Origin of the sequence: Kitasatospora sp. NBC_01250, from assembly GCF_036226465.1 — a bacterium.
Lineage (GTDB): Bacteria > Actinomycetota > Actinomycetes > Streptomycetales > Streptomycetaceae > Kitasatospora.
On sequence record NZ_CP108476.1, the window covers coordinates 991,358 to 1,014,370 of the forward strand.

General features: G+C 73.8%; 23 protein-coding genes. 9 read left to right on the forward strand and 14 right to left on the reverse strand.

Translation table 11 applies throughout. The features are described from left to right. Positions 1 to 2 precede the first annotated feature (2 nt). The 6 genes from OG500_RS04475 to OG500_RS04500 form a co-directional block, all read right to left on the reverse strand. Entirely contained in the window at positions 3 to 2,405 is a 2,403-nt protein-coding gene (locus OG500_RS04475; RefSeq protein WP_329576777.1) for an excinuclease ABC subunit UvrA, read from the reverse strand. 5 nt (positions 2,406 to 2,410) lie between these two features. Continuing rightward, complete coding sequence (locus tag OG500_RS04480; protein ID WP_327065038.1) at positions 2,411 to 2,836, reverse strand: helix-turn-helix transcriptional regulator; 426 nt, start codon at positions 2,834 to 2,836, stop codon at positions 2,411 to 2,413. Positions 2,837 to 2,906: 70 nt separating this feature from the next. After that, complete coding sequence (locus OG500_RS04485) at positions 2,907 to 3,776, reverse strand: biotin-dependent carboxyltransferase family protein (RefSeq protein WP_329576780.1); 870 nt, start codon at positions 3,774 to 3,776, stop codon at positions 2,907 to 2,909. Beyond that, positions 3,773 to 4,501 carry a 5-oxoprolinase subunit B family protein gene (locus OG500_RS04490; protein ID WP_329576783.1) on the reverse strand — a complete coding sequence of 243 codons (729 nt, stop codon included), beginning with the start codon at positions 4,499 to 4,501 and terminating at the stop codon, positions 3,773 to 3,775. Before OG500_RS04490 ends, OG500_RS04485 begins: the two co-directional genes overlap by 4 nt. Continuing rightward, positions 4,498 to 5,298, reverse strand: a complete 801-nt coding sequence (locus OG500_RS04495) for a LamB/YcsF family protein (protein ID WP_442789309.1) — start codon at positions 5,296 to 5,298, stop codon at positions 4,498 to 4,500. Before OG500_RS04495 ends, OG500_RS04490 begins: the two co-directional genes overlap by 4 nt. A gap of 50 nt (positions 5,299 to 5,348) precedes the next feature. After that, on the reverse strand, positions 5,349 to 6,065 hold the full coding sequence (locus OG500_RS04500) for a GntR family transcriptional regulator (protein ID WP_327065041.1): 717 nt from the start codon (positions 6,063 to 6,065) through the stop codon (positions 5,349 to 5,351). 202 nt (positions 6,066 to 6,267) lie between these two features. Here OG500_RS04500 and OG500_RS04505 point away from each other — a divergent pair, with 202 nt between their 5' ends. The 4 genes from OG500_RS04505 (at position 6,268) to OG500_RS04520 (ending at position 10,137) form a co-directional block, all read left to right on the forward strand. Beyond that, positions 6,268 to 6,999 (forward strand): DUF969 domain-containing protein, encoded by a 732-nt coding sequence (locus OG500_RS04505; RefSeq protein ID WP_329576787.1) that lies wholly within the window; start codon positions 6,268 to 6,270, stop codon positions 6,997 to 6,999. After that, the gene (locus tag OG500_RS04510; RefSeq protein WP_327065043.1) at positions 6,996 to 7,964 is read left to right on the forward strand and encodes a DUF979 domain-containing protein; all 969 of its coding nucleotides are present in this window, start codon (positions 6,996 to 6,998) and stop codon (positions 7,962 to 7,964) included. The genes OG500_RS04505 and OG500_RS04510 overlap by 4 nt, the downstream gene beginning before the upstream one ends. Before the next feature lie 120 nt (positions 7,965 to 8,084). Beyond that, on the forward strand, positions 8,085 to 8,729 hold the full coding sequence (gene pcp, locus OG500_RS04515) for a pyroglutamyl-peptidase I (protein WP_329576790.1): 645 nt from the start codon (positions 8,085 to 8,087) through the stop codon (positions 8,727 to 8,729). Between the two features lie 226 nt (positions 8,730 to 8,955). After that, positions 8,956 to 10,137 carry a C40 family peptidase gene (locus OG500_RS04520; protein WP_327065045.1) on the forward strand — a complete coding sequence of 394 codons (1,182 nt, stop codon included), beginning with the start codon at positions 8,956 to 8,958 and terminating at the stop codon, positions 10,135 to 10,137. Positions 10,138 to 10,256: 119 nt separating this feature from the next. Here OG500_RS04520 and OG500_RS04525 read toward each other — a convergent pair whose 3' ends face one another. Beyond that, a complete protein-coding gene (locus tag OG500_RS04525; RefSeq protein ID WP_329576793.1) occupies positions 10,257 to 10,871 on the reverse strand; it encodes a 3'-5' exonuclease in 615 nt (204 codons plus the stop codon). 319 nt (positions 10,872 to 11,190) lie between these two features. Between OG500_RS04525 and OG500_RS04530 the strand changes: the two genes are divergently transcribed. Next, positions 11,191 to 12,462, forward strand: coding sequence for a glycosyltransferase (locus tag OG500_RS04530; RefSeq protein ID WP_329576795.1), 1,272 nt, complete (start codon positions 11,191 to 11,193; stop codon positions 12,460 to 12,462). Positions 12,463 to 12,506: 44 nt separating this feature from the next. Here the strand turns inward: OG500_RS04530 and OG500_RS04535 are convergent, their stop codons facing one another. From OG500_RS04535 to OG500_RS04545, 3 genes are all read right to left on the reverse strand, one after another. Next, complete coding sequence (locus OG500_RS04535) at positions 12,507 to 13,391, reverse strand: hypothetical protein (protein WP_329576798.1); 885 nt, start codon at positions 13,389 to 13,391, stop codon at positions 12,507 to 12,509. 10 nt (positions 13,392 to 13,401) lie between these two features. Next, positions 13,402 to 14,583: a DUF2306 domain-containing protein gene (locus OG500_RS04540; protein WP_329576801.1), complete on the reverse strand. Its 1,182-nt coding sequence runs from the start codon at positions 14,581 to 14,583 to the stop codon at positions 13,402 to 13,404. 135 nt (positions 14,584 to 14,718) lie between these two features. Then, complete coding sequence (locus tag OG500_RS04545) at positions 14,719 to 15,234, reverse strand: helix-turn-helix transcriptional regulator (RefSeq protein ID WP_327065050.1); 516 nt, start codon at positions 15,232 to 15,234, stop codon at positions 14,719 to 14,721. Between the two features lie 70 nt (positions 15,235 to 15,304). On the opposite strand from OG500_RS04545, the gene OG500_RS04550 reads away from it, so the two are divergent. After that, positions 15,305 to 15,859 carry a hypothetical protein gene (locus OG500_RS04550; protein WP_329576806.1) on the forward strand — a complete coding sequence of 185 codons (555 nt, stop codon included), beginning with the start codon at positions 15,305 to 15,307 and terminating at the stop codon, positions 15,857 to 15,859. A gap of 64 nt (positions 15,860 to 15,923) precedes the next feature. Here OG500_RS04550 and OG500_RS04555 read toward each other — a convergent pair whose 3' ends face one another. Then, positions 15,924 to 16,307 (reverse strand): cupin, encoded by a 384-nt coding sequence (locus OG500_RS04555; RefSeq protein ID WP_327065052.1) that lies wholly within the window; start codon positions 16,305 to 16,307, stop codon positions 15,924 to 15,926. Then, the gene (locus OG500_RS04560) at positions 16,304 to 17,785 is read right to left on the reverse strand and encodes an MFS transporter (RefSeq protein ID WP_329576810.1); all 1,482 of its coding nucleotides are present in this window, start codon (positions 17,783 to 17,785) and stop codon (positions 16,304 to 16,306) included. Before OG500_RS04560 ends, OG500_RS04555 begins: the two co-directional genes overlap by 4 nt. Positions 17,786 to 17,842: 57 nt before the next feature. Here OG500_RS04560 and OG500_RS04565 point away from each other — a divergent pair, with 57 nt between their 5' ends. Further along, complete coding sequence (locus OG500_RS04565; RefSeq protein WP_329576813.1) at positions 17,843 to 18,553, forward strand: TetR/AcrR family transcriptional regulator; 711 nt, start codon at positions 17,843 to 17,845, stop codon at positions 18,551 to 18,553. A gap of 45 nt (positions 18,554 to 18,598) precedes the next feature. Here the strand turns inward: OG500_RS04565 and OG500_RS04570 are convergent, their stop codons facing one another. Both OG500_RS04570 and bla read right to left on the reverse strand, forming a co-directional pair. Beyond that, positions 18,599 to 19,798: an FAD-dependent oxidoreductase gene (locus OG500_RS04570; protein ID WP_329576815.1), complete on the reverse strand. Its 1,200-nt coding sequence runs from the start codon at positions 19,796 to 19,798 to the stop codon at positions 18,599 to 18,601. A gap of 148 nt (positions 19,799 to 19,946) precedes the next feature. Next, complete coding sequence (gene bla / locus OG500_RS04575; protein WP_329576817.1) at positions 19,947 to 20,870, reverse strand: class A beta-lactamase; 924 nt, start codon at positions 20,868 to 20,870, stop codon at positions 19,947 to 19,949. 179 nt (positions 20,871 to 21,049) lie between these two features. Between bla and OG500_RS04580 the strand changes: the two genes are divergently transcribed. Then, the gene (locus OG500_RS04580; protein WP_329576819.1) at positions 21,050 to 21,823 is read left to right on the forward strand and encodes a hypothetical protein; all 774 of its coding nucleotides are present in this window, start codon (positions 21,050 to 21,052) and stop codon (positions 21,821 to 21,823) included. Positions 21,824 to 22,119: 296 nt separating this feature from the next. Next, a complete protein-coding gene (locus OG500_RS04585; protein ID WP_329576821.1) occupies positions 22,120 to 22,977 on the forward strand; it encodes a hypothetical protein in 858 nt (285 codons plus the stop codon). The last annotated feature ends 36 nt before the right edge of the window (positions 22,978 to 23,013 follow it).

The following is a 23,013-nucleotide window of genomic DNA, read 5'->3' on the forward strand; positions in this document are numbered from 1 at the left end:
CGTCAGGCGCCGACGTAGGCCGCCAGGTGCTCGCCGGTGAGGGTCGAGCGGGCGGCGACCAGCTCGGCGGGGGTGCCCTCGAAGACGATCCGGCCGCCGTCGTGGCCCGCGCCCGGGCCGAGGTCGATGATCCAGTCGGCGTGCGCCATGACCGCCTGGTGGTGCTCGATGACGATCACCGACTTGCCGGAGTCGACCAGGCGGTCGAGCAGGCCGAGCAGCTGCTCGACGTCGGCGAGGTGCAGCCCGGTGGTCGGCTCGTCGAGGACGTAGACGCCGCCCTTGTCCGTCATGTGGGTGGCCAGCTTGAGGCGCTGGCGCTCGCCGCCGGAGAGCGTGGTGAGCGGCTGGCCCAGGCTGAGGTAGCCGAGGCCGACGTCGGCGAGCCGGGTGAGGATCGCGTGCGCGGCCGGCGTGCGGGCCTCGCCCGTGCCGAAGAACTCCTCGGCCTCGGTCACCGACATCGCGAGCACCTCGCTGATGTCGCGCCCGCCGAGGTGGTACTCCAGCACCGAGGCGTCGAACCGGCGGCCCTCGCACTCCTCGCAGGTGCTGGCCACGCCCGCCATCATCGCCAGGTCGGTGTAGACGACGCCGGCGCCGTTGCAGGTGGGGCAGGCGCCCTCGGAGTTGGCGCTGAACAGGGCCGGCTTGACGCCGTTGGCCTTGGCGAAGGCCTTGCGGATCGGGTCGAGCAGCCCGGTGTAGGTGGCCGGGTTGCTGCGCCGCGAGCCGCGGATCGCGCTCTGGTCGATCGAGACCACCTCCGGGTCGCCGGCCCCCGACGATCCGGGCAGCGAGCCGTGCACCAGCGAGCTCTTGCCGGAGCCCGCGACGCCGGTGACCACGGCCAGCACCCCGAGCGGGATGTCCACGTCGACGTCCTGCAGGTTGTTGGCCGACGCGCCGCGGATCGGCAGCTTGCCCGTGGGCGTGCGCACGCTCTCCTTGAGGGCGGCCCGGTCGTCGAGGTGGCGTCCGGTGACGGTGCCGCTGGCCCGCAGCCCCGCCACGGTGCCCTCGAAGCAGAGGGTGCCGCCGCCCGTTCCGGCGCCCGGGCCGAGGTCGACGACGTGGTCGGCGATCGCGATCACCTCGGGCTTGTGCTCCACCACCAGCACCGTGTTGCCCTTGTCCCGCAACCGCAGCAGCAGGTTGTTCATCCGCTGGATGTCATGGGGGTGCAGGCCCGTGGTGGGCTCGTCGAAGACGTAGGTGACGTCGGTGAGCGAGGAGCCGAGGTGGCGGATCATCTTGACGCGCTGCGCCTCGCCGCCGGACAGCGTGCCCGCGGGCCGGTCGAGCGCGAGGTAGCCCAGCCCGATCTCGGCGAACGACTCCAGGGTCTGCCCGAGCGCCGTGAGCAGCGGCGCCACCGAGGGCTCCCGCAGACCGCGCACCCAGGCGGCCAGGTCGCTGATCTGCATGGCGCAGGCGTCGGCGATGCTGAGGCCCTTGATCTTCGAGGACCGGGCCCCCTCGCTGAGCCGGGTGCCCTCGCACTCGGGGCAGGTGGTGAAGGTGACCGCCCGCTCGACGAAGGCGCGGATGTGCGGCTGCAGCGCCTCCTTGTCCTTGGCGAGCATCGACTTCTGCAGCTTGGGGATCAGCCCCTCGTAGGTGAGGTTGACGCCCTCGACCTTCACCTTGGTCGGCTCCCGATAGAGGAAGTCGTGCATCTCCTTCTTGGTGAACCTGCGGATCGGCTTGTTCGGGTCGAGCAGGCCCGACTCGGCGTAGACCCGCACGGTCCAGAAGCTGTCCGACTTCCAGCCGGGGATGGTGAAGGCGCCCTCGGCGAGCGACTTGGAGTCGTCGTAGAGCTGGGTGAGGTCGATGTCGGTGACCGAGCCGCGGCCCTCGCAGCGCGGGCACATGCCGCCGGTGCGGTTGAAGGTCGCCTTCACGGCCTTCGTGGCGGCGCCCCGTGCCACCGTGATCGCACCGCTGGCCTGTACCGAGGGGACGTTGAAGGCGTACGCGCTGGGCGGGCCGATGTGCGGGCGCCCGAGGCGGCTGAACAGGATGCGCAGCATCGCGTTGGCGTCGGTGGCGGTGCCGACCGTGGAGCGGGGGTCGGCGCCCAGGCGCTGCTGGTCGACGATGATCGCGGTGGTCAGCCCGTCGAGGACGTCGACCTCGGGCCGGGCCAGCGTCGGCATGAAGCCCTGCACGAAGGCGCTGTAGGTCTCGTTGATCAGCCGCTGCGACTCGGCGGCGATGGTCTCGAACACCAGCGAGCTCTTGCCCGATCCGGAGACCCCGGTGAACACCGTCAGCCGGCGCTTGGGCAGTTCGAGGCTGACGTCCTTGAGGTTGTTCACCCGCGCGCCGTGCACGCGGATCAGATCGTGGCGGTCGGCGCTGTGCGGTGCGGCCGGCTGCTTGTCACGCTTGGTCTCCATGCGCCTCACCCTACGGGCGGTGTCCGGGTCCGGGCTTCTCCGTTCCTGACCGGTCGCGTGTGGATCTTGGCGAGGCAGGCGGGGAGGGCCGCGTCCGCCTCGTGGTCACGCTCCCGGTAGGCGCTGGGGCTCTCGCCGACCAGCTCGGTGAAGCGCGAGCTGAACGATCCCAGCGAGGTGCAGCCGACCGCGAAGCAGACCTCGGTCACCGACAGGTCACCGCGGCGCAGCAGTGCCTTGGCCCGCTCGATCCGGCGGGTCATGAGGTAGCTGTAGGGCGTCTCGCCGAAGGCCGCGCGGAAGCTGCGGGAGAAGTGGCCGGGCGACATCAGGGCCACCTGCGCCAGCGCCGCCACGTCCAGCGGCTGTGCGTAGTCGCGGTCCATCAGGTCACGGGCCCGGCGCAGCCGGACCAGGTCTTCCAGCATCACCCGTCCACCATCGCACAGTGCGGGCCGGCCGCGGACGGCCCGCCCCCAGGGCCTTCTCATGGACCTCGGCTCACCAGCCGGCGCCAGGCACGGGGACGAACCGGACCGGGGTGCCGGGCGGTGCCTGGGCCGCCGCGGACAGGGCGTCCTCGGGCACCACGCCGATCACCGGGTAGCCGCCGGTGGTCGGATGGTCGGCGAGGAAGACCACCGGGCGGCCGTCCGGCGGGACCTGGACGGCGCCCAGCACCATGCCCTCGCTGGGCAGCTCCCGCTCGACGGCCCGCTCCAGCACCGGGCCGGTGAGGCGCAGGCCGATCCGGTTGCTGGCGGGCGAGACGCGGTAGTCGCACGCCGCCAGGGTGGTGACGGCCGCGGGTGCGAACCAGTCGTCGCGCGGCCCCAGCCGCAGCGGCAGCACCAGGTGCTCGGGCGGGGCCACCCAGGGCACCACGTCCGCGGCGAGCGGCGGGCCGGCCGGGTCGGCGCCGAGCGGCAGCGCGTCACCGGCGGCCAGCGGCGCGGGGCCGAGGCCGGAGAGCAGATCGGTGGCGCGGCTGCCGAGCACGGCCTCGGCCGCGACCCCGCCGGCGAACGCCAGGTAGCTGCGCACGCCCCGGGCGGCGGTGCCGAGCTCCAGCAGCGCGCCCGCGCCGAGCCGCAGCGGGGCGCCCCAGGCGGCGGGGCGGCCGTCCACCCGTACGGAGCAGGGCGCTCCGGTGACGGCCGCGACCACCGGGCGGCGCACCCGCACCGCGCAGCCCAGCACGGTGGTCTCCAGCGTGGCGGCCCGCGCGGAGTTGCCCACCAGGAGGTTGGCCAGCCGGTGGGCGCGGCGGTCCAGTGCACCGGAGCGGGGGACGCCGAGGTGGGCGTGGCCGGGCCGGCCGAGATCCTGAACGGTGGTCAGCAGGCCCGGACGGACGACGGTCAGGGTCATCTCGGCTCCACTCCGTGCGCGACTCCATGCTCCACGCGGTGCTCGGCTCCGTGCTCCGAGCCGTGTTCCGCGCGGTGTTCCACACTGTGCTCCATGCGGTGCTCCACGCGGTGCTCCATGCTGACGAAGCGGACCCGGTGGCCCGGGGCGAACAGGGCGGCGGGCTCGCGGGCGGGGTCCCACAGCACGGCGTCGGTGCGGCCGATCAGCTGCCAGCCGCCCGGCGAGGAGCGCGGGTAGATGCCGGTGTAGGCGCCGGCCAGCGCGATCGACCCGGCCGGGACGCTGGTGCGCGGCACCGCCCTGCGCGGCACGTGGAAGCGCTGGTCGAGCCCGGTCAGGTAGCCGAAGCCGGGCGCGAACCCGCTGAACGCCACCCGGTACTGCGCGGCGGCGTGGATCCGGGCGACCTCGTCCTCGCCGACCCCCCAGAGCGCGGCGACGGCCGGCAGGTCCTCGCCGTCGTAGTGCACCGGGACGGTGATGACCTCACCGGCGCTGTCCGGCAGCGCGGGCACCCGCCGGCCGGCCAGCTGCCGGGCGAGGGCGCGCGGGTCGTCCACCCCGTCGAGCAGCACGGTCAGCGCGGCCGGCACGATCTCCCGGACCCGGGGCAGCTGGCCGGCCTCGCGCATCCGCAGCAGTTCGGCGTGGAGCGCGGCGGTCTCCGCGGCGCCGTCGAGTTCGATCAGCAGCGCGTCGAGCCCCACCGGCAGCGCCCTCATGCGAACGCCTCGATCCGGACACCGGCGCCGTGCAGCGCGGCCCGCACCGCGCGGGCGAGGTCGGCCGCGCCGGCGGTGTCCCCGTGCAGACAGAGCGAGCGGGCCCGCAGCCGGATCCGCCCACCGGTGTTCGTGCCGACGGGGTCGCCCTGGGCGATGGCCACCGAGCGCCGGGTCACCTCGCCGGGGTCGTGCAGCACCGCGCCCACCTCGCGGCGCGATACCAAGGTGCCCTGCGGGGTGTAGGCGCGGTCGGCGAACGCCTCGGTGACGGTGGGCAGCCCGGCCTCCTCGGCGGCCAGGTGCAGCCGGGAGCCGGGCAGGCCGAGGACGGGCAGCGTCAGGCCGGCCAGGCGCAGGCCCTCGACGACGGCCGTGGCCTGCCCCTCGTCGTGGACGGTGCGGTTGTAGAGCGCGCCGTGCGGCTTGACGTAGCGCACCCTGGTCCCGGCCGCCTTGGCGAAGGTGTCCAGGGCACCGATCTGGTAGGCGACCTCGTCGGCCAGCTCGTCCAGCGGCAGGTCCATGGCGCGGCGGCCGAAGCCGGCCAGGTCCCGGTAGGAGACGTGCGCGCCGATCCGCACCGAGTGCTCGGCGGCCATCGCGCAGACCCGCCGCATGGTGGAGGGGTCACCGGCGTGGAAGCCGCAGGCGACGTTGGCGCTGGTGACCACCGAGAGCAGCGCCCGGTCGTCGGTGAGCTGCCAGCGGCCGAAGCCCTCGCCCAGGTCGGCGTTGAGGTCGATCACCGCTGCTCCGTCAGCAGTTGCTCCGGTCTCCACTGCCGCCGCGCTCACCGGCCCGGTGCCTGCTGCTTCGGCGTTCACCGGCCCGGCTGCCTCGGCGCTCACCGGTCCGGCTCCGTCTCCGTCATGGCGGTCACGATCACCCTCCGGGCCTCGTCCAGATACCGGGTCAGTTCCACTTCGACGTCGTCGGTCGCGCCCGACTCCAGCAGCCCGGCCAGCGCCTGGTTCCAGCGCAGGAACGGCTCGTGCAGGCCCCGGGCATCGGCCACCGCGCCGAAGGCCAGGCGCAGTTCGGCCAGCAGCCGGGCCATGCACTCGTCGATCCGCTCGCTGCCGGCGAGCCCGGCGACGGCCTGGTGGAAGCGCAGGTCGGCGGTGCCGACGGCGACCCAGTCGCCGCGCTGCTCGGCCGCCTCGGCGGTGGCCAGCGCGCCGCGCACGGCGGCGATCAGCTCGGGTGCGGCGTGCGGCGCGGCCCGGACGCCGACCTGTTCCAGGGCCAGGCGCAGGGTGAAGATGTCGGCGACGTCCGCGGGCCGCAGCGCCCGTACGAAGACGCCGCGGTTCAGCTGATGGACCAGCAGGCGTTGGTCCACCAGCAGCCGGAAGGCCTCGCGCAGCGTGTTGCGGGAGACCGCGAGCGCCTCGCCGAGCGCCTCCTCGGAGAGCCTGGTGCCGGGGGCGAGACGGCCCTCGGTGATGTGCTCGCAGAGCAGTTCGGCCACCCGCTGCGCGGCGCTGGTGCGCCCGAGGCGCCCGCGATCGGCCGCGATGGCGCTGAACTCCCCGGTCGTCGCCCGTTCGTCTGAGACCACGGCGGCCCTCCTTCTTCGATCATGCAGCCCGCGCCGATCATGCACCCCGGCTCATGCACCCCGGCAGCCCGTGGCCGATCCGTTGTCAGAGAACGGTACCCAAGTCTTGTGGGATTGTTCAACAATCCCCTAACCTCGGCTCAACTCCCCCCAGGGCCTCCCCCACAAGGCCGGGAACCTCCTTCGGAAGGTGGCCAAGAGCGTGATCGTTCTCTTCGGCATCCTCGTCGTGGTGGCGGGATTCGCCACTCGACGCAACCCCCTGTTGATCGTCGGCGTGGCGGGCGTTGTCACCGGCCTGCTGGGCAAGCTCTCGCCCATGAAGGTGCTCGCGGCCTTCGGCACCGGCTTCGCCTCCAGCCGGTCGGTGACCATCTTCGTCATCGTCCTGCCGGTCATCGGCCTCCTGGAGTACCGCGGCCTGCAGGAACAGGCCCGCACTCTGATCGGCCGGCTCGGCGCGCTCAGCACCGGGCGGCTGCTGGCGATCTACCTGGTGCTGCGTCAGCTCTCCGCGGCACTCGGCCTCACCGGGCTGGGCGGCCCCGCCCAGGCGGTGCGCCCGATGGTCGCCCCGATGGCGGAGGCCGCCGCCGAGCGCCGCCACGGCACGCTCACCGAGCGGATGCGCGAGCGGGTCCGCTCGTACGCCGCCAGTGCCGACACGGTCGGACTCTTCTTCGGCGAGGACTGCTTCCTCGCGGTCGGCTCGATCCTGCTGATCACCGGCTTCGCCAACGCGACCTACCACACGCACCTGGAACCGACCCAGCTCGCGCTGTGGGCCATCCCCAGCGCGCTGTGCGCGACCGTCATCCACGGCCTGCAGCTGCTGCGCCTGGACCGTGCCCTCGACCGGGAGAACGCCACCGTGCAGACCAGCACCGCGAAGCAGACCACCGTCGGGCGCGCCCGGGCCGGGGAGGCGAAATGATCCAGGCGGAGTGGCTGTACTGGCTGATCGGCGCCCTCTTCCTCGCGGTGGCCGGGCAGATGGCGGTCGACCGGAGCAACCCCAAGCGGTTCGGCTCCGCCGCCTTCTGGGGGCTGCTGGGCCTGAGCTTCATCTACGGCACCTGGGTGGTGCGCAGGACCGCACCCGCCGCACCGCTCGGCGCCGCGGTCCTGGTGATGATCTGCCTGGCGGGCTTCGGCCTCACCGGGCGCGGAGCCTCCCGCGCCCCGGAACCCGAGCAGCGCGCCGCCACCGCGGCCCGGCTCGGCAACCGGGTGTTCGTCCCCGCCCTGACCATCCCGCTGGTGGCCGTGCTCTGCTCGACCGTGGTCAAGGACTGGCACCTCGGAAACCGGCCGGTGCTCCAGGCGGGCAGCGAGACCATCGTGGGGCTGGGGATCGGCGCCCTGGTCGCCCTGCTGGTCGCGCTGCTGATGACCCGTGAGCGCAAGCCCGTCGTCGCCCTGCACGCCGGGCGCGGGCTGCTCGAATCGATGGGCTGGGCGCTGCTGCTGCCCCAGCTGCTGGCCGTCCTCGGCTCGATCTTCCAGGTGGCCGGGGTCGGCACCCAGGTCGGCAGGCTCACCACCGACATCCTGCCGCACGGCAGCCGGTTCCCCGCCGTGGTGCTCTACTGCGTGGGCATGGCCCTGTTCACCGTCATCATGGGCAACGCCTTCGCCGCCTTCCCGGTGATGACCGCCGCGATCGGCTGGCCCGTCCTGGTCACCCAGTTGCACGGGAATCCGGCGGTGGTGCTGGCCGTCGGGATGCTGGCCGGCTTCTGCGGCACCCTGGTGACGCCGATGGCCGCCAACTTCAACCTGGTGCCCGCGGCCCTGCTGGAGCTCAAGGACCAGTACGGGCCGATCAAGGCTCAGGTCCGTACCGCGGGAGCGCTGTTGGTGTGCAACATCGCCATCATCTCGCTCTTCGCCTTCTGAAGCCCTCCGAGGCCGTCCGAGGCTGTCCAAGGCCATCCGAGGCCATCTGGAGCCTTCCGCGACCTTCCGAGACCTTCCTCGGTCTTTCGAGGCCCGTCACTGCGAGAGGTGTGACCACCCATGACCCGCGTCCTGCTCACCGGCTTTGAACCGTTCGGCGGCGCCACCCGTAATCCCTCCTGGGAGGCCGTGCGCCTGGTCGCGGCCGATGCACCCGAAGGGCTGGAGGTGACACCGCTGCGGCTGAGCTGTGTGTTCGGTCGGGCGATCGACGAACTGCGGGACGCCGTCCGGGCGACCGACCCCGAGCTGGTGGTCTGCGTCGGCCAGGCTCACGGGCGGCCCGGCATCAGCGTGGAGCGCATCGCCGTCAACATCGACGACGCACGCATTCCCGACAACACCGGACGCCGCCCGGTCGACGAACCGGTGGTGCCCGGTGGCCCCGATGCGTACTTCGCCGCCCTCCCGGTGAAGGCGTGCGTGGCCGCCGTGCGCGAGGCCGGCCTGCCCGCCTCGCTGTCGCACACCGCCGGAACGTTCGTCTGCAATCATGTCTTCTACGCCCTGATGCACCTGATCGCCGTCGAACGACCCACCACCCGGGGTGGTTTCGTCCACGTGCCGTCCCTGCCCGAACAGGTCCTCGACCAGGCGGTGCCGTCCCTGCCGGCCGCCGCGGTCGCCCAGGGCCTGCGCGCCCTGCTGAGCTGCGCCGCCACCCGGCGACTTGATGTGCACACTTCCGAAGGAACCATTCACTGAGGGGTGTTGGACGTTTTTGTCGCCAAAGATTTGAACAGATCACGGAGTTATCACTAAGGTCGGCAAGCAGACCGCCGCGATGGTGATCACCCGACCCGGGTGGCAGTGGCGGGCGCCGCCGAGTTCGAGCGCAGCAAGGACAGCTGACTGTCCGACAGGGGACCCTCGCGGGGGAGCTGCCAAGCGGTACTGGGGAACCATGTGTCCCCGCGAGGGAGAGGCAGCAATGGCGTCCCACCGTCGTCCCAAGCCCGTCGGCCGTACCCGTGCGTCGATCCTGACCGCCACGGCCGCCACCGCCATGGCGCTCTCCGCCCAGGGTGCCGCGCACGCCGACCCGGCGCCGCCCTCGCTGGACCAGGTCAAGTCCCAGGTCGACGACCTCAACCACCAGGCGGAGCTCGCCACCGAGAACTACGACGGCGCGCAGGCCAAGCAGCAGACCCTGCAGAAGCAGGTCGGCGACCTGCAGGACCAGCTGGCCCGCCAGCAGGGCCAGGTCGCCGACCTGCAGTCCGGGCTGTCCTCGGTGGCCGCCGACGAGTACGCCACCAACGGAATATCGCCCACCGTCCAGCTGATGCTCTCCGCCAAGCCGGACACCTTCCTCAGCCAGGCCAAGTCGCTCAACCAGCTGAGCGACACCGAGTCCGACGCCCTGAAGCAGCTCCAGACGCAGCAGCGCAAGCTCGACCAGGACAAGGCCGAGGCGCAGGCCAAGCTCGCCGAGCTGGACGCCACCACGCAGCAGCTCAGGGCCGCCAAGGACGACGTCCAGGCCAAGTTGAAGAAGAGCCAGGACCTGCTCAACTCGCTCACCGAGCAGCAGCGCCAGGCGCTGGCCGCCGCGGAGGCGAAGGCCGCGGCCGACGCCAAGGCGGCAGCCGACAAGGCCGCGGCGGACGCCAAGGCCGCAGCCGCCGCCAAGGCCCAGACCGACGCCACCCAGACCGCCTCACGCGACGCGGCCCGCACCGACCCCGGGAGCACCGGCACCGGCAGCGGTACCGGCACGACCGCCCCCAGCACCCCGCCCGGCGGCAGCTCCGCCGGCAACTCGGCCGCCCAGGCCGCGATCGCCGCCGCCGAGAGCCGGCTCGGGATGCCCTACGTGCCGGGCGGCGCCGGCCCCACCCAGTTCGACTGCTCGGGCCTGATGCAGTGGGCCTACGCGCAGGCCGGCATCTCCCTGCCGCGCACCTCCCAGGAGCAGGCCACCATCGGGACCAACCTCGGCACCAACATCGCCAACGCCCAACCCGGCGACCTGATCATCTACTTCGCCGACCGCGGCCACGTGGGCATGTACGTCGGCGGCGGCCAGATCATCCACGCCCCGCACAAGGGCGCAGTGGTCCACTACGAGTCCGCCACGGTGATGACGATCGCAGCGATCGTCCGCCCCTGAGCGACCCCGCCGGGCCGCCGGTGTCCTGACGTCGCCTCGGGACACCGGCCACCTCGATGCTCCGGGCCAAGGTGCTCTTGCCGGACGAGTTCGTTCCGGCGATGCAGAGGAAAGCGGTGTCACCACAGAGTCTGATCCTCGGAGTTGGGGGTAGCGGGCAGGGAGGCGCCGGGCATCTTGGGCGGGACTGCGGCGGCGAGCAGCGCGTCCCAGGTGTCGTAGTGCGCGGCGAGGTGGAGCAGCAGCAGCGCGGTGGCGTGGGCGTCGAAGCCCGCGCGGTGGCGCTGGCCGGGGACGGCGGCCAGGTCGATGCCGGTCAGGTCGATCAGCGCGTCGAGGCTGTACCCGCCGGCCGCCGGACAGGTCGCTCGAGCGAGCCGGAGGGTGTCCAGCACCCCGGCCGGTCGCCACTGCGGCATGTGCCGCAGCAGCACCCCGTAGTCCACGTGGGCGTTGTGCGCGGCGATCCATGTGCCCTCCAGGTCGGCGTGTACCCGGGCGCCGACCTGCTCCCAGGTCGGCGCCGTCGCGACGTCCTGGTTGGTGATGCGGTGCACCCGCGTGGCGAACGGCGTGATGGGGTTCGGGGGGCGCAGCAGGGTGGAGCGGGCGGACGACGGCACCGGGCTCCCGTGCACCACGGGGATCGCGGCGACCTCCACCAGGTCCGGTGGCTGGGCGCCGTTGCCTTCCACGTCCACGACGAGGACGCGGGGCCAGGTACCGAAGTCCATCACGGTCTCCTTACTGGGCGGCGGCCCGGCCGATGTCGGCGCGGCCGTCCGGCGGTGGTTGCACGGCTTGTCACGGTCGTGGACCTGGCAACCGAAGCAGCGCTGCAGGAAGGAGCGCGGCGGCTCGTTCAAGCCCTCGACGATGATGGCGCGTTCGTTCACCTCAACGTCGCCGATAGCCCCGAGAGCACGGGCCTGCTCGGTGACATCCTCCACGGTGGGGCCTGCCAGGCGTCGCGACACCGGCCCAGCGATCGCCCGTCAACGCCCTGCGTGGCACAGCTGCCGAAACGGGCCCCGCTGGACGATACTGGCCGTCATGCGAGTGGCAGTGATGACCGCGGGTTCGCGCGGCGACGTGGCTCCCTACACCGGGCTCGGCCATGCTCTGGCGCAGGCCGGACACCAGGTCACGCTCGTCACCCATGCCCGTTTCGCGCCGCTCGCGGCTGCGGCGGGGGTGGGCTTCCATGCGCTGCCGGTCGACCCGCTTGCGGAGCTCCGGTCTGCGCGCGGACAGGCGCTGCATCGGAGTACCACCGGCGCCGGGAAGCTGCTGCGGGTCATCGCGCTGGCCCGGTCCGCGGTCGGGCGGACGGCCGAGGACCTGCTGGCAGCCGCCCGCACCAGCGACGTCCTGCTGCTGTCCAGCTCGCTCGGCCCGCTCGGCCACACCATCGCCGAGGGGCTGGGGCTGCCGAGCATCGGCGTGTACCTCCAACCCCTGGCCGCCACAGTCGAGTTCGCGCCTCCGGTGACCGGCACCCGGTCCTGGGGAGCGGTGGGCAACCGGCTGGCCGGACGAGCGGTGAACGCTGCCGTGGACGGCATCTTCGCGGACAGCGCCCGCGCGCTGCAGGACCGCCTCGGCCTCCCCCGCCACCGCTCGCACACCGCCCGTCGGGCCCGCGAGCGCCAGGACTGGCCCGTCTACCACGGCTTCAGCCCCCTCGTGGTGCAGCGCCCGCACGACTGGCGCCCCGGCCTGCGGATCGCCGGATACTGGTGGCCCCACGACCCGCCCCAGGCACAACTCCCGGACCGGCTGAGCGATTTCCTGTCCGCCGGCCCGCCACCGGTCTTCGTCGGCCTGGGCAGCGCCACCGTCCCCGACCCCGAGCGGCTGAGCCGGACCGTCGTGCGCGCCCTGCGTGCGGCCGGGCTGCGCGGGGTCATCCAGCGCGGCTGGAGCGAACTCGCCTGCGAGGACGACGACATGCTCACCATCGACGAGATGCCGCACCAGCTGCTGTTCCCGCACATGGCCGCGGCCGTCCACCACGCGGGAGCGGGCACCACCGCCGCCGCCCTGCGCGCGGGCATTCCGGCCGTCCCCCTCCCCGTCCAGTTCGACGCCGCGTTCTGGGCCGCCCGCCTGACCGCCCTGGGCGTCGCCCCCACCGCGATCCCGCTGCGCCGGCTCACCGCCCAGGCCCTGACCGCGGCCCTCGTCCAGGCCACGACCGACCCGTCCTACACCCGCCGCGCCCAGGCCCTGGCCGCCCGCATCCGCCAGGAGGACGGAACCGGCCCGGTCCTGGCCGCCGTGAACCGCCTCGGCTCCCCGGCCCGCCCCGCACCAGCGGACTGACGCACCGGCCTACCAGGCGTTGGCCAGCGGCTCAGAGCTGCACCTCAGGCCTGCGGCGACGCCCTCCGGGAGAGCAGCCACTGCCCGATCAGTCCGGCGGCCAGCAGCCCGCCGACCAAGGTGATCAGGCAGAGCCCGGGGCCCGAGCTCCAGCGCACCGCCGAGCTCCGCACGCCCAGCACCAGGGCCACGGCGAGGGCGACGCCGGGCAGGGCGGTCAGGGCCGGGCGCAGCCGGGTCAGGTCGTCCTCGGCCAGTGCGCCGAGGACGCCCACCCCCAGGGCGATGCCCCAGACGCCGAGCGCCTGTGCGTCGGGGCGGTCGACGTGCCAGGGCACCAGTGCGGCCCAGAAGCCCGGCACGGCCAGCAGGCCCGCCCCGATGCCGAACCAGCCCGACCCGAGCACGGCCATGAACGGCTTCGACCAGGCCGGCAGCGGGACGACCGGCGGGGCCGGCGGGCGGGCCGGCTCCAGGTACTGCCGGGCCAGGCAGCCGAGCGCGAGCAGAGCCAGCAGGCCGAGCACGGCGATCCAGCCGAGGCTGAACATCACCAGGAAGACCGAACCGCCCCGGACCACCTGCAGTTGGCCGGCGTTGAGCAGCGACACCGCGAGCAGGCCGAGCAGCACGACGGCGGTCGGCAGCACCAGGGTGCGCACCTCCTCCCAGACCCGGGCCCGGCCGACCATGAGGAGGCCGGGTGCGACACCGAGCATGGCGGCGCCGATCAGGCCGGGGCTCAGCGGCTCGGGCGAGGCCCAGGCGCCGAAGACGTGGCCCGACAAGCTCACGGCCGCCATCAGCGCGCCGGTCAGGCCGCTGACCACCGCCACCACGGTGGCCAGCATCGTCACGGCCGCGGTCAGTCCGCGCCCGGGTCCCGGTCCTTCGAGATCGGCGGCCGGTGCCACCTCGACACTGCTCAAGTCTTCCCCCTCAGCTGATGGTTGACCGAACCGCCAGGTCGACGGGCCGCCCTGCGCCGCGCGGCTGCCGCCGGAGCAGCTCGCGCCCGTACATCACCCGCAGGCTGACCATCGTGGTCGCCGCGAACGCCAGCACCCCGCAGCCGATGGCGACCCCGGCGGACAGGGCCGTGCGGGCGTCGAGCCCCAACTGCCGCTCGAACAGCTGCGCCGCGCCGACCGAGAAGACCGGCGCCATCGCGAGCGCGACCAGGTGCAGCCGCCACTCCTCGCGCGCCCAGCTCGCCCCGGCCCGGCCCGCGCGCCACTGACGCACCATCAGGACCGCGTAGGTCAGCGCGAAGGGGATCAGGTACGCGAGGAGCAGCCGGCGCCCCTCAGCCCCCCAGCCCCAGAACGACCGGGTGATCCAGAGCAGCGCCGCCGCGCCGGCCGGCTGGGCGAGGACGAGCACCGGCAGCGGCACCCAACTGCCCCGCACCCCGGGGACGTTCTCCCGCCGGTCGAGCGCCCGGGAGGCCAGCAGCGCGCCGAAGGTGACCACCGAGCCGAGGTGCATGATCGCCACCCGGTTGATCTCCGTCATCGGCAGGCCGGGCAGCAGCCACGGCAGCACGCCCCACTCCAGGCGCAGCAGCGGCGCGGTCATCAGGAACCCGTAGCAGAGCAGCATCCACCGCTGGTGCAGGTCGGGCAGGCGCCCTACGGCGGCCAGGATGCCGAAGGTCACGCTCAGCACCGTGCCGACCAGGATGGTGGCGAGCACGATCCAGAACGTCGACCCGCCGAACGCGTCGGCCAGGCGGGTGCGCGCCAGGTAGACCGCGGCGCCGGCCATCGAGACGTAGACGGTCAGCGCGAACACCACCCCGGCGACCCGGTGCAGCCGTCGGCGCCGGCGGACCGCCGAGAGCAGCTGGACCGGCCCGAGCAGCATCAGCAGGCCGCCGAGCACCGAGTGGACGACCAGCGGCACCAGGCTGCGCCCGTACGGCCCGATCCGGGTGGCGAAGGCGTCCGCCACGTAGCGCGGCGACACCGCGCGGGCCAGCACCCACTGCCCGAACGCCGGTGCGCCCGGGTGGGCGTAGGGCCACAGTTCGGTCATCGCGATCGGCGCGTAGCCCAGGCAGAGGACCACCACGGCGATCGTGGCCACACGCCCCCAGGCGACGTTCCTGAGACGGTTCACGGCGGCTCCCTCGGGGTGTACCCGCTCCCGACTGAATCAGCGATAGTCCTTTCTGGACTATCGCGAAGGTAGCGGCGGTCCCCGGTCGGGGTCAACGCCCCTGCACCGTCGTTGTTGTCAGCCCCCCGCGCGGCCTCAGCCCTCGCGCTGCTCCACCCACTGCCAGAAGTCGACCATCATCCGCTCGTAGCGGATGCCGAACTCCAGTGCCTCGCGCTGACCGCGGGTCAGCAGCGTTCCGACGCTTGTCGCGAGCTCCTCGTACTCCGCCAAGGTGGCACCGTGCTGGGTCAGTTGCTCCGGGGCGAGCAGCTCGCCCCGGGCTCCGAACCAGAGCTTCAGGATGCTGCGCTCGCGCGCCTCGACCGGCACGAAGGCGGTGTCCGAGAGCCACCGCGCCAGCGCGGTGCGGCCCGCCTCGGTCAGCTTCATCAGCCGCCGGTTGCGCCCGCCCTCCTGCCGGACCTCGGAGAGCAGCCCCGCCTCCGTGAGCCGGTCGCACTGCGCGTACACCTGCGCGTGCGGCACCGACCAGAACGGCGCGACCGTGCGGGCCGCCTCGACCTTCACGTCGTACGGGCTGGCCTCGCCCAGCTTGTCGATGATGCCGAGGACGAGGTACGAGGGGGTGGTCAGCCGGGTGTCAGCCATGCCGTGACCGTATCGCGACCGGCCGGGCCCGGGCGAAGCCGCTCGGCGCTCGACGGTAAGGTGCGGCGGCATGGGCCCGGACACACCGTTCATCGACGACGACAGCGACCACGACGTCTGCTGGATCTGCCCGGCGCTGCGCTACCCGGGCGGCCGGTTCGACGTCTACGACCGGCCCGCTCGCGAGGCGCCGTTCGATCCGCGGACCGGGTTCCGCTACACCGCCCAGGGCGTGGCGGTGTGCGTGCACCCCTACAAGGTCGGGCTGCCCGCCGGCCGCTACGCCAGCGCGGACGAGCCGCTCCCGGCACCCTGCCCGCCCCCGGCCCGCCCGGCCGGGCCCCCAGCACCGCACGCCGATCCGACCGCATCCGTGCGGCAGGCCCCGGTACGGGCGTTCCCCGGACCGGCCCCGGTCGCCGAGGTGCCGGATGCCGTCATCCTCGCCGGGAGCCGGCCCCAGGTGCCCGCCGAGCTGCTGGCCTGGATGCGCGGCCTGGTCGCCGACGCAGCCCCCGACGACCTCGCCGCCACCCTGGAACTCGCCGAGCAGGCGGCCCGCCTGCGCTTCCCGCCCGACTCGGTCGTCGAAGCGCTGCGCCGGGTGCTGGGCGGGTGCCAGTAGGGCCTGCTCCGGTCCCGACGGACGCGGTGGCCCGGCAGCAGGGGCTGCCGGGCCACCGCGGTGGTCAGCGGCGCTCGAGGCGGGTGCCCTGGCGCAGGGTGATCGACATGAGGTCGCTCGGCGCGTCCAGTTCGAGGCGGTGCCAGCGGCCCCGGGGCACGATCACGGCGGCGCCCGCGGGCAGGTGCACGGCTTCCTCGGGTTCGCCGGGGGTGGTGGGGCGCAGGTGGAGGCGCGCGCCGCCGGCCAGGCAGCAGACCGCCTCGTCCGCCTCCGGGTGCATCTCCCAGTGGTCGGCGTGCACGTCGGAGTCGGTCTCCACGTGGAAGGCGGCGATCTGCCAGGCGCCCGGATCGCCGCTCGCCATGCGGCGTTCGGCGCTCCGCACCGCGCCGTCGGGGTGGAACTGCAGGGCCGTGGCGAACAGGTCGATGGGGGTCGTCGTCATGACGGGGTCCTGTCTTTCGGTCGGTTCGGAGCGGGGACGGCGGCTGGCACGGTGGTGGCGGCGGCCCGGCGGCGGGGCAGCAGGGCGATCGCCACGGCCCCCGCGAGCAGGAAGAGTGCGGCGCCGACCGCCAGGCCCGTGGCGTAGCCGGCGTTCAGCGCGGCGGGGCCGGTGGCCTGGCCGGTGCGGTGTGCCGCGACGGTCGCGAGGACGGCCAGGCCGACGCAACCGCCGAGTTGGCGTGCGCTGTTGAAGACACCCGAGGCCATGCCGGCCTCCTGGGGCGCGACGCCGGTGGTCGCGGCGGCGGCGACCGGGGCCAGCACCAGTCCGGTCCCGATGCTGGTGAGCAGGGCGGGGCCGAGGACGTCGGTGAGGAAGCCGCCGTCCACGCGGATGCACGCGAACCAGGCCAGCCCCGCCGCGGCCAGCAGCGCGCCGGGGATCAGCGCCGCGCGCGGGGAGCGGACGGCGGTGAGGCGGGTCGCGACGACGGTGCCCGCGACCAGGCCCGCGGAGAAGGGCAGGAAGGCGGCGCCGGTGGCCGCGGCGCCCAGGCCGAGCACCTGCTGCAGGTAGAGGGAGACGAAGTAGAAGGCGCTGAACTGCCCGGCCGCCGCGAGGAACACCAGGACGTTGGCGCCGGCGACCCAGCGGCTGCGCAGGAGCCCCAGGCGCAGCAGCGGTGCGGCGGCCCTGGACTCGGTGACGACGAAGGCGGCCAGCAGCACGACCGCGGCGGCGAGGGTCGACACGGTGGTCGCGGAGGTCCAGCCCCGGGTGTCCGTGCGCAGGACGCCGAACACCAGCAGCCCGATGCCGCCGGTCGCCAGCAGGGCGCCGAGCACGTCCGGGTCCTTGCGACCGGTGGTCGGCGCCTCGGCTCCCGCGCCCGCGTCCGCGTCCGCGCCTGCGTCTGCGTCTGCGGGGAGCAGCACGAGGGCCGCCGCGACGATGGGCAGGTTGACCAGCATGACCCACCGCCAGCCCGCGTACTGCGTCAGCAGCCCGCCCACGAGCACACCCAGCGCGCCGCCGGCCGCATTCACCGCGCTCCACACCCCGAGTGCGCGGGTGCGTGCCCGCCCCTCGGGGAAGGTCGTGGTCAGCATGGCCAGGGCGGCCGGTGCGGCGGCAGCGGCGCCCAGGCCCTGGCCGGCCCTGGCGGCGACCAGTTGCCAGGGCGCCTGGGCCGACCCGCCCGCCAGGGAGCAGAGTCCGAAGACGCCCAGGCCCAGGGCGAAGAGCCGGCGCCGGCCGTACAGGTCGCAGGCACGGCCGCCGAGCAGCAGCAGGCCGCCGAAGGCGAGCGCGTAGCCGTGCACGACCCAGGAGAGCCCGAGCGGGGTGAATCCCAGGGCGTCGCGGATGGTGGGCAGCGCGACGTTGACCACCGACATGTCCAGGGCGAGGACGAACTGCGCGACCGCGGCAGCAGCCAGCACGGCTCCGGGTCGCCCCCGTAAGTTTTTATACATGTAAGAAAACTAGCGCCCGATGCATCCCGCTGTCGACTCCTGGGGGATGATGGGGGCATGCCGCAACCGCCCGCACCGCGCAAGACACCCGGCCGACCTGCCCGGATCTCCCGCGAGGAGATCATCGGGGCGGCGCTGCGGCTGCTGGACGAGGAGGGCGTGGAGCGGCTGACGATGCGCCGGCTGGCCACCGAGATCGGCAGCACGCCGATGGCGCTCTACCACCACGTCCGCAACAAGGACGAACTCCTCGTGCTGCTGCTGGACGACTACGCGACGCGGACCCTGCGCCGGCCCGAGGCGCTGCCCGCCGGGGCGCGCGAGCGGGTCGTCGCCGCCGCGGACGCGATTCACGCGGTGCTGGCCGACTGCCCCTGGATCGTCGCGGTGCTGACCGCCGACGACCTGATGTCCAGGACCGCGCTGTGGTTCGTCGAACAGATCGTGGCCGGGCTGGTCGACTGCGGACTGACGCCCGACCAGGCCGTGCACGGCTACCGCGCGATCTGGCACTACACGGCCGGCGAGATCATGATCCGCGCCGCGGCGGCCCGGCGCCGCGCGGACGACGACCGGCCCACCTACCGGGCGGCGGTCTTCGCCGACCTCGATGCCGAGGAGCTCCCCCGGCTGGCACAGGTCGCGGGCCGCTGGGAGTCGCTGACCGCTCAGGACACCTACCTGAGCGGGCTGCGGGCGCTGGTGGACGGCCTGACGGGCAGCCAGGCGGGCGGCCTGACGGGCAGCCAGGCGGGCACGGGTCGCTAGCGACCCGGCGCGGCGGCCCGGCCGCCCGGTGGCGCGGAGGTCGGGTCAGCCCTCCTGGCCGGGTGCGGGCAGCGGGGTCTGCCAGTCCAGCAGGCGCAGCAGTTCCTCGTCCGTGCGCGATGCGGGGCGGGCGGAGTCGCGGGGCGGGCGGGTGCTGGGGGTGGGCGGCGGGGGTGTGTTGGTGCGGTTCGCGGTGAGCTGGGCGCTGGTGGCGATGTTCTGCTCCGCGCGCGGCCTGCGGAGCAGTTCGTAGCGGGTGAGCGCGTCCGTGGACGGGCCCGCTTCGCGCAGGGCCTTGGCGAGGACCACCGCGTCCTCCAGGGCCATCGACGCGCCCTGGCCGGTGGCCGGGGAGGCCGCGTGGGCGGCGTCGCCGATGAGGACGGTGCGGCCGCGGTGCCAGCGGCCACCCGGCCGCAGGTGCTGGGCGTTGGTCACCATCAGCCGCTCCGCCGTGGCCGCCACGATGTCCGCGGCGGGCGTGCGGTCGGGGCACAGCAGCGGCAGGAGGTGCTCGCGCCACTGGGCGGGTGTGGTGCGGGCCAGTTCGTCGGCGGCCACCGGTGGGCCGGGCACCCGGGCGAACCAGAAGGTCTCGCCGGACGGGGAGCAGGCGTAGCCGAAGGCGGCACCGCTGCCGCGGAGCATGGTGATCCGGTGCGAGGCTTCGCCCAGTGGCGCGTAGTCGGTGGTGTAGCCGTAGCAGACGCGCTGGCCCGCGTACTCGGGGCCGGGCTGGTCCGGGTCCAGGAGGGCGCGCACCGTCGAGTTCAACCCGTCGGCGCCGACGGCGAGTTCGGTGCGGGCCGAGCTGCCGTCGGCGAAGGTCGCGGTGACTCCCCCGGCGCTCTCCACGAGGCCGGTCAGCCGCGCGCCGTGCCGGATCGGGATCCCGCGGCGGCCGACCTCGCGCCGCAGCGCCGCACCCAACTCGGCGCGGCGCAGACAGCGGTAGCGGGTCAGCGGGTGGTCGGCCTCGCCGAGCGGCATCGCGGCGAGCTCCTGGCCCGCCTCGTCCAGCACGCTCATCTCGGTGAGCGGGAAGCCGAGTTCGGCGACCGGTGCGGCGGCGTCGAGCTGGGCGAGCGCGCGCATGCCGTTGCTCGCCAGGGTGAGGAAGGCACCGATGTCGGCCCCGGTGTCCGGGTGCGCCTCGTACACGGTGACGTCGAAGCCCGCCTTGTGCAGGCCCAGGGCGGCCGCCGCTCCGGCGACGCCCCCACCGATGACCATGATCTCCGTCAACGCCCGGCCCTCCAGCCTCGTCCCACGACCGCCCCGGCGGTCGCCGGCGACGTCCCACCACGACCTTAGCCGGGCGCGGTGGGCGTCGGTGGCATCGGTGGACGTCGGTGGCGCCGGTGGACAACCGGTGGCAGCCGGAGAACCCCGGTCAGCCGACGGCGGGCGCCAGCAGGGCGGCGGCCTTGGCGATCAGCGGCTCGTCCGCCGGCGCCTTCTGGTCCTGCTTGGTGGACAGGACCGCCAGCACCACGGTCTCCCCCGCCGGAGTCCAGGCGATGCCGACGTCGTTGGTGGTGCCGTAGTCACCGGTGCCGGTCTTGTCGCCGAGCCTCCAGTCCTTGGGCAGTCCGGCCCGAAAGCGTGCGCCGCTGGTGGTGTTGCCCAGTAGCCAGGTGGTCAACTGCTGCCGGTGCGGCGCCGTGAGCGCGCCCCCGAGGACGAGCCTGGCGTAGGTGCGGCCGATCGCGTGCGGAGTCGTGGTGTCGGTGACCCGGCCGGGCTCGGCGGAGTTGAGTTCGGGCTCCCAGCGGTCCAGCCGGGTGACGCGGTCCCCGATCGAGCGGCAGAAGGCGGTGACGGCCTGGGGACCGCCGAGTTCGCCCACCAGGAGGTTGGCCGCGGTGTTGTCGCTGTAGTCGATCGCCGCCGCGCACAGCTCCGCGACGGTCATGCCGTTCGCCAGGTGCTCGGGGGTACCGGTGATCGGGGCGTAGCCCGAGCGCGTGACGTCCTGCTGGGTGTAGTGGATGCGCTTGGCCAGGTAGTCGCCGTCCCGGTCGAGGTCCCGCAGGACGGCGGAGACGGTGACCGTCTTGATGGCCGAACAGGTCGCGAAGAGCTCGCCCGCACGGTAGCGAACCTGGCGGCCCGTCACCGTGTTGCGCGCGTACACCCCGAGCCGGGCGGCGTGTTCGCGCTCCAGGTCGGCCAGCGCCCGGTGCAGGTCGCTGCCGCCCGGCGTCGCGGCGGCAGCCGGTCCGGCGGTGGCCACGCTGGCGGCGAGCGCCGCCCCGGCACCGAGGGCCAGCATGGTGCGGCGGCTGGGACGGGCGGCGAAGCCGGCGTCGTTCATGGGTCTCCTCTGCTGGATGAACGGGACTCGACTACCAGGACGCACCGACCGTACCCACGGTTCGGTCCCGAAAGGATCGGTCGCCCGGCGGGTCGGCACGGCGACCGGACCCCGCCCATGACGGCGTGACGGCGCAGGACTACGGTGCCGGTCGGAACAGGCACGACAAGGGGGCTGACATGGCAGGCAAGAAGCGGCGGAAGAAGCCGCAGCCCGGGCGGGCGGCCGACCGGACCGTCACGGAGCCGAGCCGGCGCGAGGCCAGGCTGCTGACCAAGGCAGGGCCGACCGGCGTACCGGCCGACGTCAGCCTCCGGCACGGCCGGATCGGCTGTGCGGTGCTGGGCGCGGCCGCAGCCGCGGGCATCGCCGTACCCGCCGTGGTCGAACGCTGCGGCACCGTCCAGGCCGGTGAGCAGTTCATCGGTGCGCTGACCGGGACAGCGGCCACGATGCTCCTCATGAACCGGCACAACACCGGGGACCCCGTCATCCACGGACCCGACCTGCGGTATCTCACCGCCCGTACGCTGACAGGTGTGCGGACGGTCGACCTCACCGCGCTGGTGCGGATCCGCCGCGACCGAGTCCCCGGCAACCGGGGGTGGGACGACCTGGTGCTCACCGACGCCCGAGGAGTCTCGCTGCAGGTGACCGGGAAGCAGGTGGCTGAACGCCTCACCGCCCTGCTGCAGCCTCAGGACGGCACCACGGCGCAGGACCTGGCCACGGCGCAGGACCAAGCCACCGCGCAGGACCTGGCCACGGCGCGGGACGGCGTGCCGACGGGCGCGCGGATCTCCCCGCAAGCTGCGGTGTTCCTGGGCCTGGCGACCCGCTCCAGGCGCCAACACGCGGTCCAGAGCTGCGCGGACTACCTGCGCAGTGCCTGCCTGCCGATGGCGGGAGCCGGACTCGCCATGCTCACCACCTGGTTCCTGGGCACGGCCTGACCGGTGGGCCGGCCGCGGAAACCACGCGTGGCATCGACGAGGATGACGCGTTCACATCCGACACCGTCAACTCGCTCGTCGGGGTCGCTCTTCGTCGCTCTCGTAACTGATCCGGCCACCGCACGTTGGACCCTGCGCCGACGTCAATGCCGGTCGGCACCACCACCCGAGCCGCTGGTGCCGTACAGACTTCATACGCATTCACGTTTACCGGGGATGGAAAGAAGGCAAATGCACCGTACGGCTCATGGAGACCATCACGAGCACTTCCCACACCCGGAATAAGCGAGGAATTCGTGGCTACCACGTTCAACAGTCACAGCAGCGTCGCGTCCACCATCGCCCTGCTGCAGTCCGAGCTCCCCCGCCTGGAGGAGCAACAAGGCACGCTGGAACGGCAGTTGGCGGAGGTGACGGACCGCCTCGGCGCGGTTCGCAGCGCCCTCAGCAGCCTGCAGTCGCTCGCCCCGGCGCCTGCCCCCGCCGCGCAGCAGGCCCCCACCGTGCCGGCGCAGAAGACGCCCGCCACGGAGACGATCGCGGTCCAGGCACCCGCGCCCACCGAGGTTCCGGAGCCGACGGCGGCCGAGGGCACCGACGAGGCGCCGGCGAAGAGCGCACCGAAGACCGCACGCCGGGCCGCCGTCGCGAAGACGGGTCGCACCCGCAGGACTTCCCCGGCCAAGGGGTCGGCCGCGACCAAGGCGCCGGCGAAGACGTCGACGAAGGCAGCGGCGAAGAAGACATCGGCGAAGGCAGCGGCCGCGGTGCCCGCCCCGGCGCAGGAGACCGCGCCGGAGACCGCACCCGAGGTCGCCCCGGCGGCGGCGCCGGAGACCGCCCCCCAGGCGGTCGCCGAGCCGGCGGCGGCCGAGGCCCCGCGTCGGGCGCGGCGCGCGTCGAAGCCGCGCAAGGGCACGGCGCCCGCGCCGGCCGAGGCGGCGAAGAAGCGCGCGCCCGGACTCACCGACGGCATCCTGGAGTTCCTGGCCGGCGCCGAGCAGCCCGTGCGGGCCGGTGACGTCGCCCAGGGCCTGGGGCGCGAGTCCACCCCCGGCAGCGTCAACGCGATCCGCACCGCGCTGGAGCGCCTGGTGAAGGCCTCCCGCGCGCAGCGCACCGGCCGCGGGCTGTACCAGGCCCTCCCCCGCTGACCGCCCACGCCCGAGGGCGTGTCGCAGGGCTCGCGC

Bases quoted from the DNA above. Each gene is read 5' to 3' on its own strand.
- OG500_RS04475 (WP_329576777.1), bottom strand. From the start codon at position 2,405: ATGGAGACCAAGCGTGACAAGCAGCCGGCCGCACCGCACAGCGCCGAC.
- OG500_RS04485 (WP_329576780.1), bottom strand. From the start codon at position 3,776: ATGACCCTGACCGTCGTCCGTCCGGGCCTGCTGACCACCGTTCAGGAT.
- OG500_RS04490 (WP_329576783.1), bottom strand. From the start codon at position 4,501: ATGAGGGCGCTGCCGGTGGGGCTCGACGCGCTGCTGATCGAACTCGAC.
- OG500_RS04510 (WP_327065043.1), top strand. From the start codon at position 6,996: ATGATCCAGGCGGAGTGGCTGTACTGGCTGATCGGCGCCCTCTTCCTC.
- pcp (WP_329576790.1), top strand. From the start codon at position 8,085: ATGACCCGCGTCCTGCTCACCGGCTTTGAACCGTTCGGCGGCGCCACC.
- OG500_RS04520 (WP_327065045.1), top strand. From the start codon at position 8,956: ATGGCGTCCCACCGTCGTCCCAAGCCCGTCGGCCGTACCCGTGCGTCG.
- OG500_RS04525 (WP_329576793.1), bottom strand. From the start codon at position 10,871: ATGGACTTCGGTACCTGGCCCCGCGTCCTCGTCGTGGACGTGGAAGGC.
- OG500_RS04530 (WP_329576795.1), top strand. From the start codon at position 11,191: ATGCGAGTGGCAGTGATGACCGCGGGTTCGCGCGGCGACGTGGCTCCC.
- OG500_RS04545 (WP_327065050.1), bottom strand. From the start codon at position 15,234: ATGGCTGACACCCGGCTGACCACCCCCTCGTACCTCGTCCTCGGCATC.
- OG500_RS04550 (WP_329576806.1), top strand. From the start codon at position 15,305: ATGGGCCCGGACACACCGTTCATCGACGACGACAGCGACCACGACGTC.
- OG500_RS04555 (WP_327065052.1), bottom strand. From the start codon at position 16,307: ATGACGACGACCCCCATCGACCTGTTCGCCACGGCCCTGCAGTTCCAC.
- OG500_RS04560 (WP_329576810.1), bottom strand. From the start codon at position 17,785: ATGTATAAAAACTTACGGGGGCGACCCGGAGCCGTGCTGGCTGCTGCC.
- OG500_RS04565 (WP_329576813.1), top strand. From the start codon at position 17,843: ATGCCGCAACCGCCCGCACCGCGCAAGACACCCGGCCGACCTGCCCGG.
- bla (WP_329576817.1), bottom strand. From the start codon at position 20,870: ATGAACGACGCCGGCTTCGCCGCCCGTCCCAGCCGCCGCACCATGCTG.
- OG500_RS04580 (WP_329576819.1), top strand. From the start codon at position 21,050: ATGGCAGGCAAGAAGCGGCGGAAGAAGCCGCAGCCCGGGCGGGCGGCC.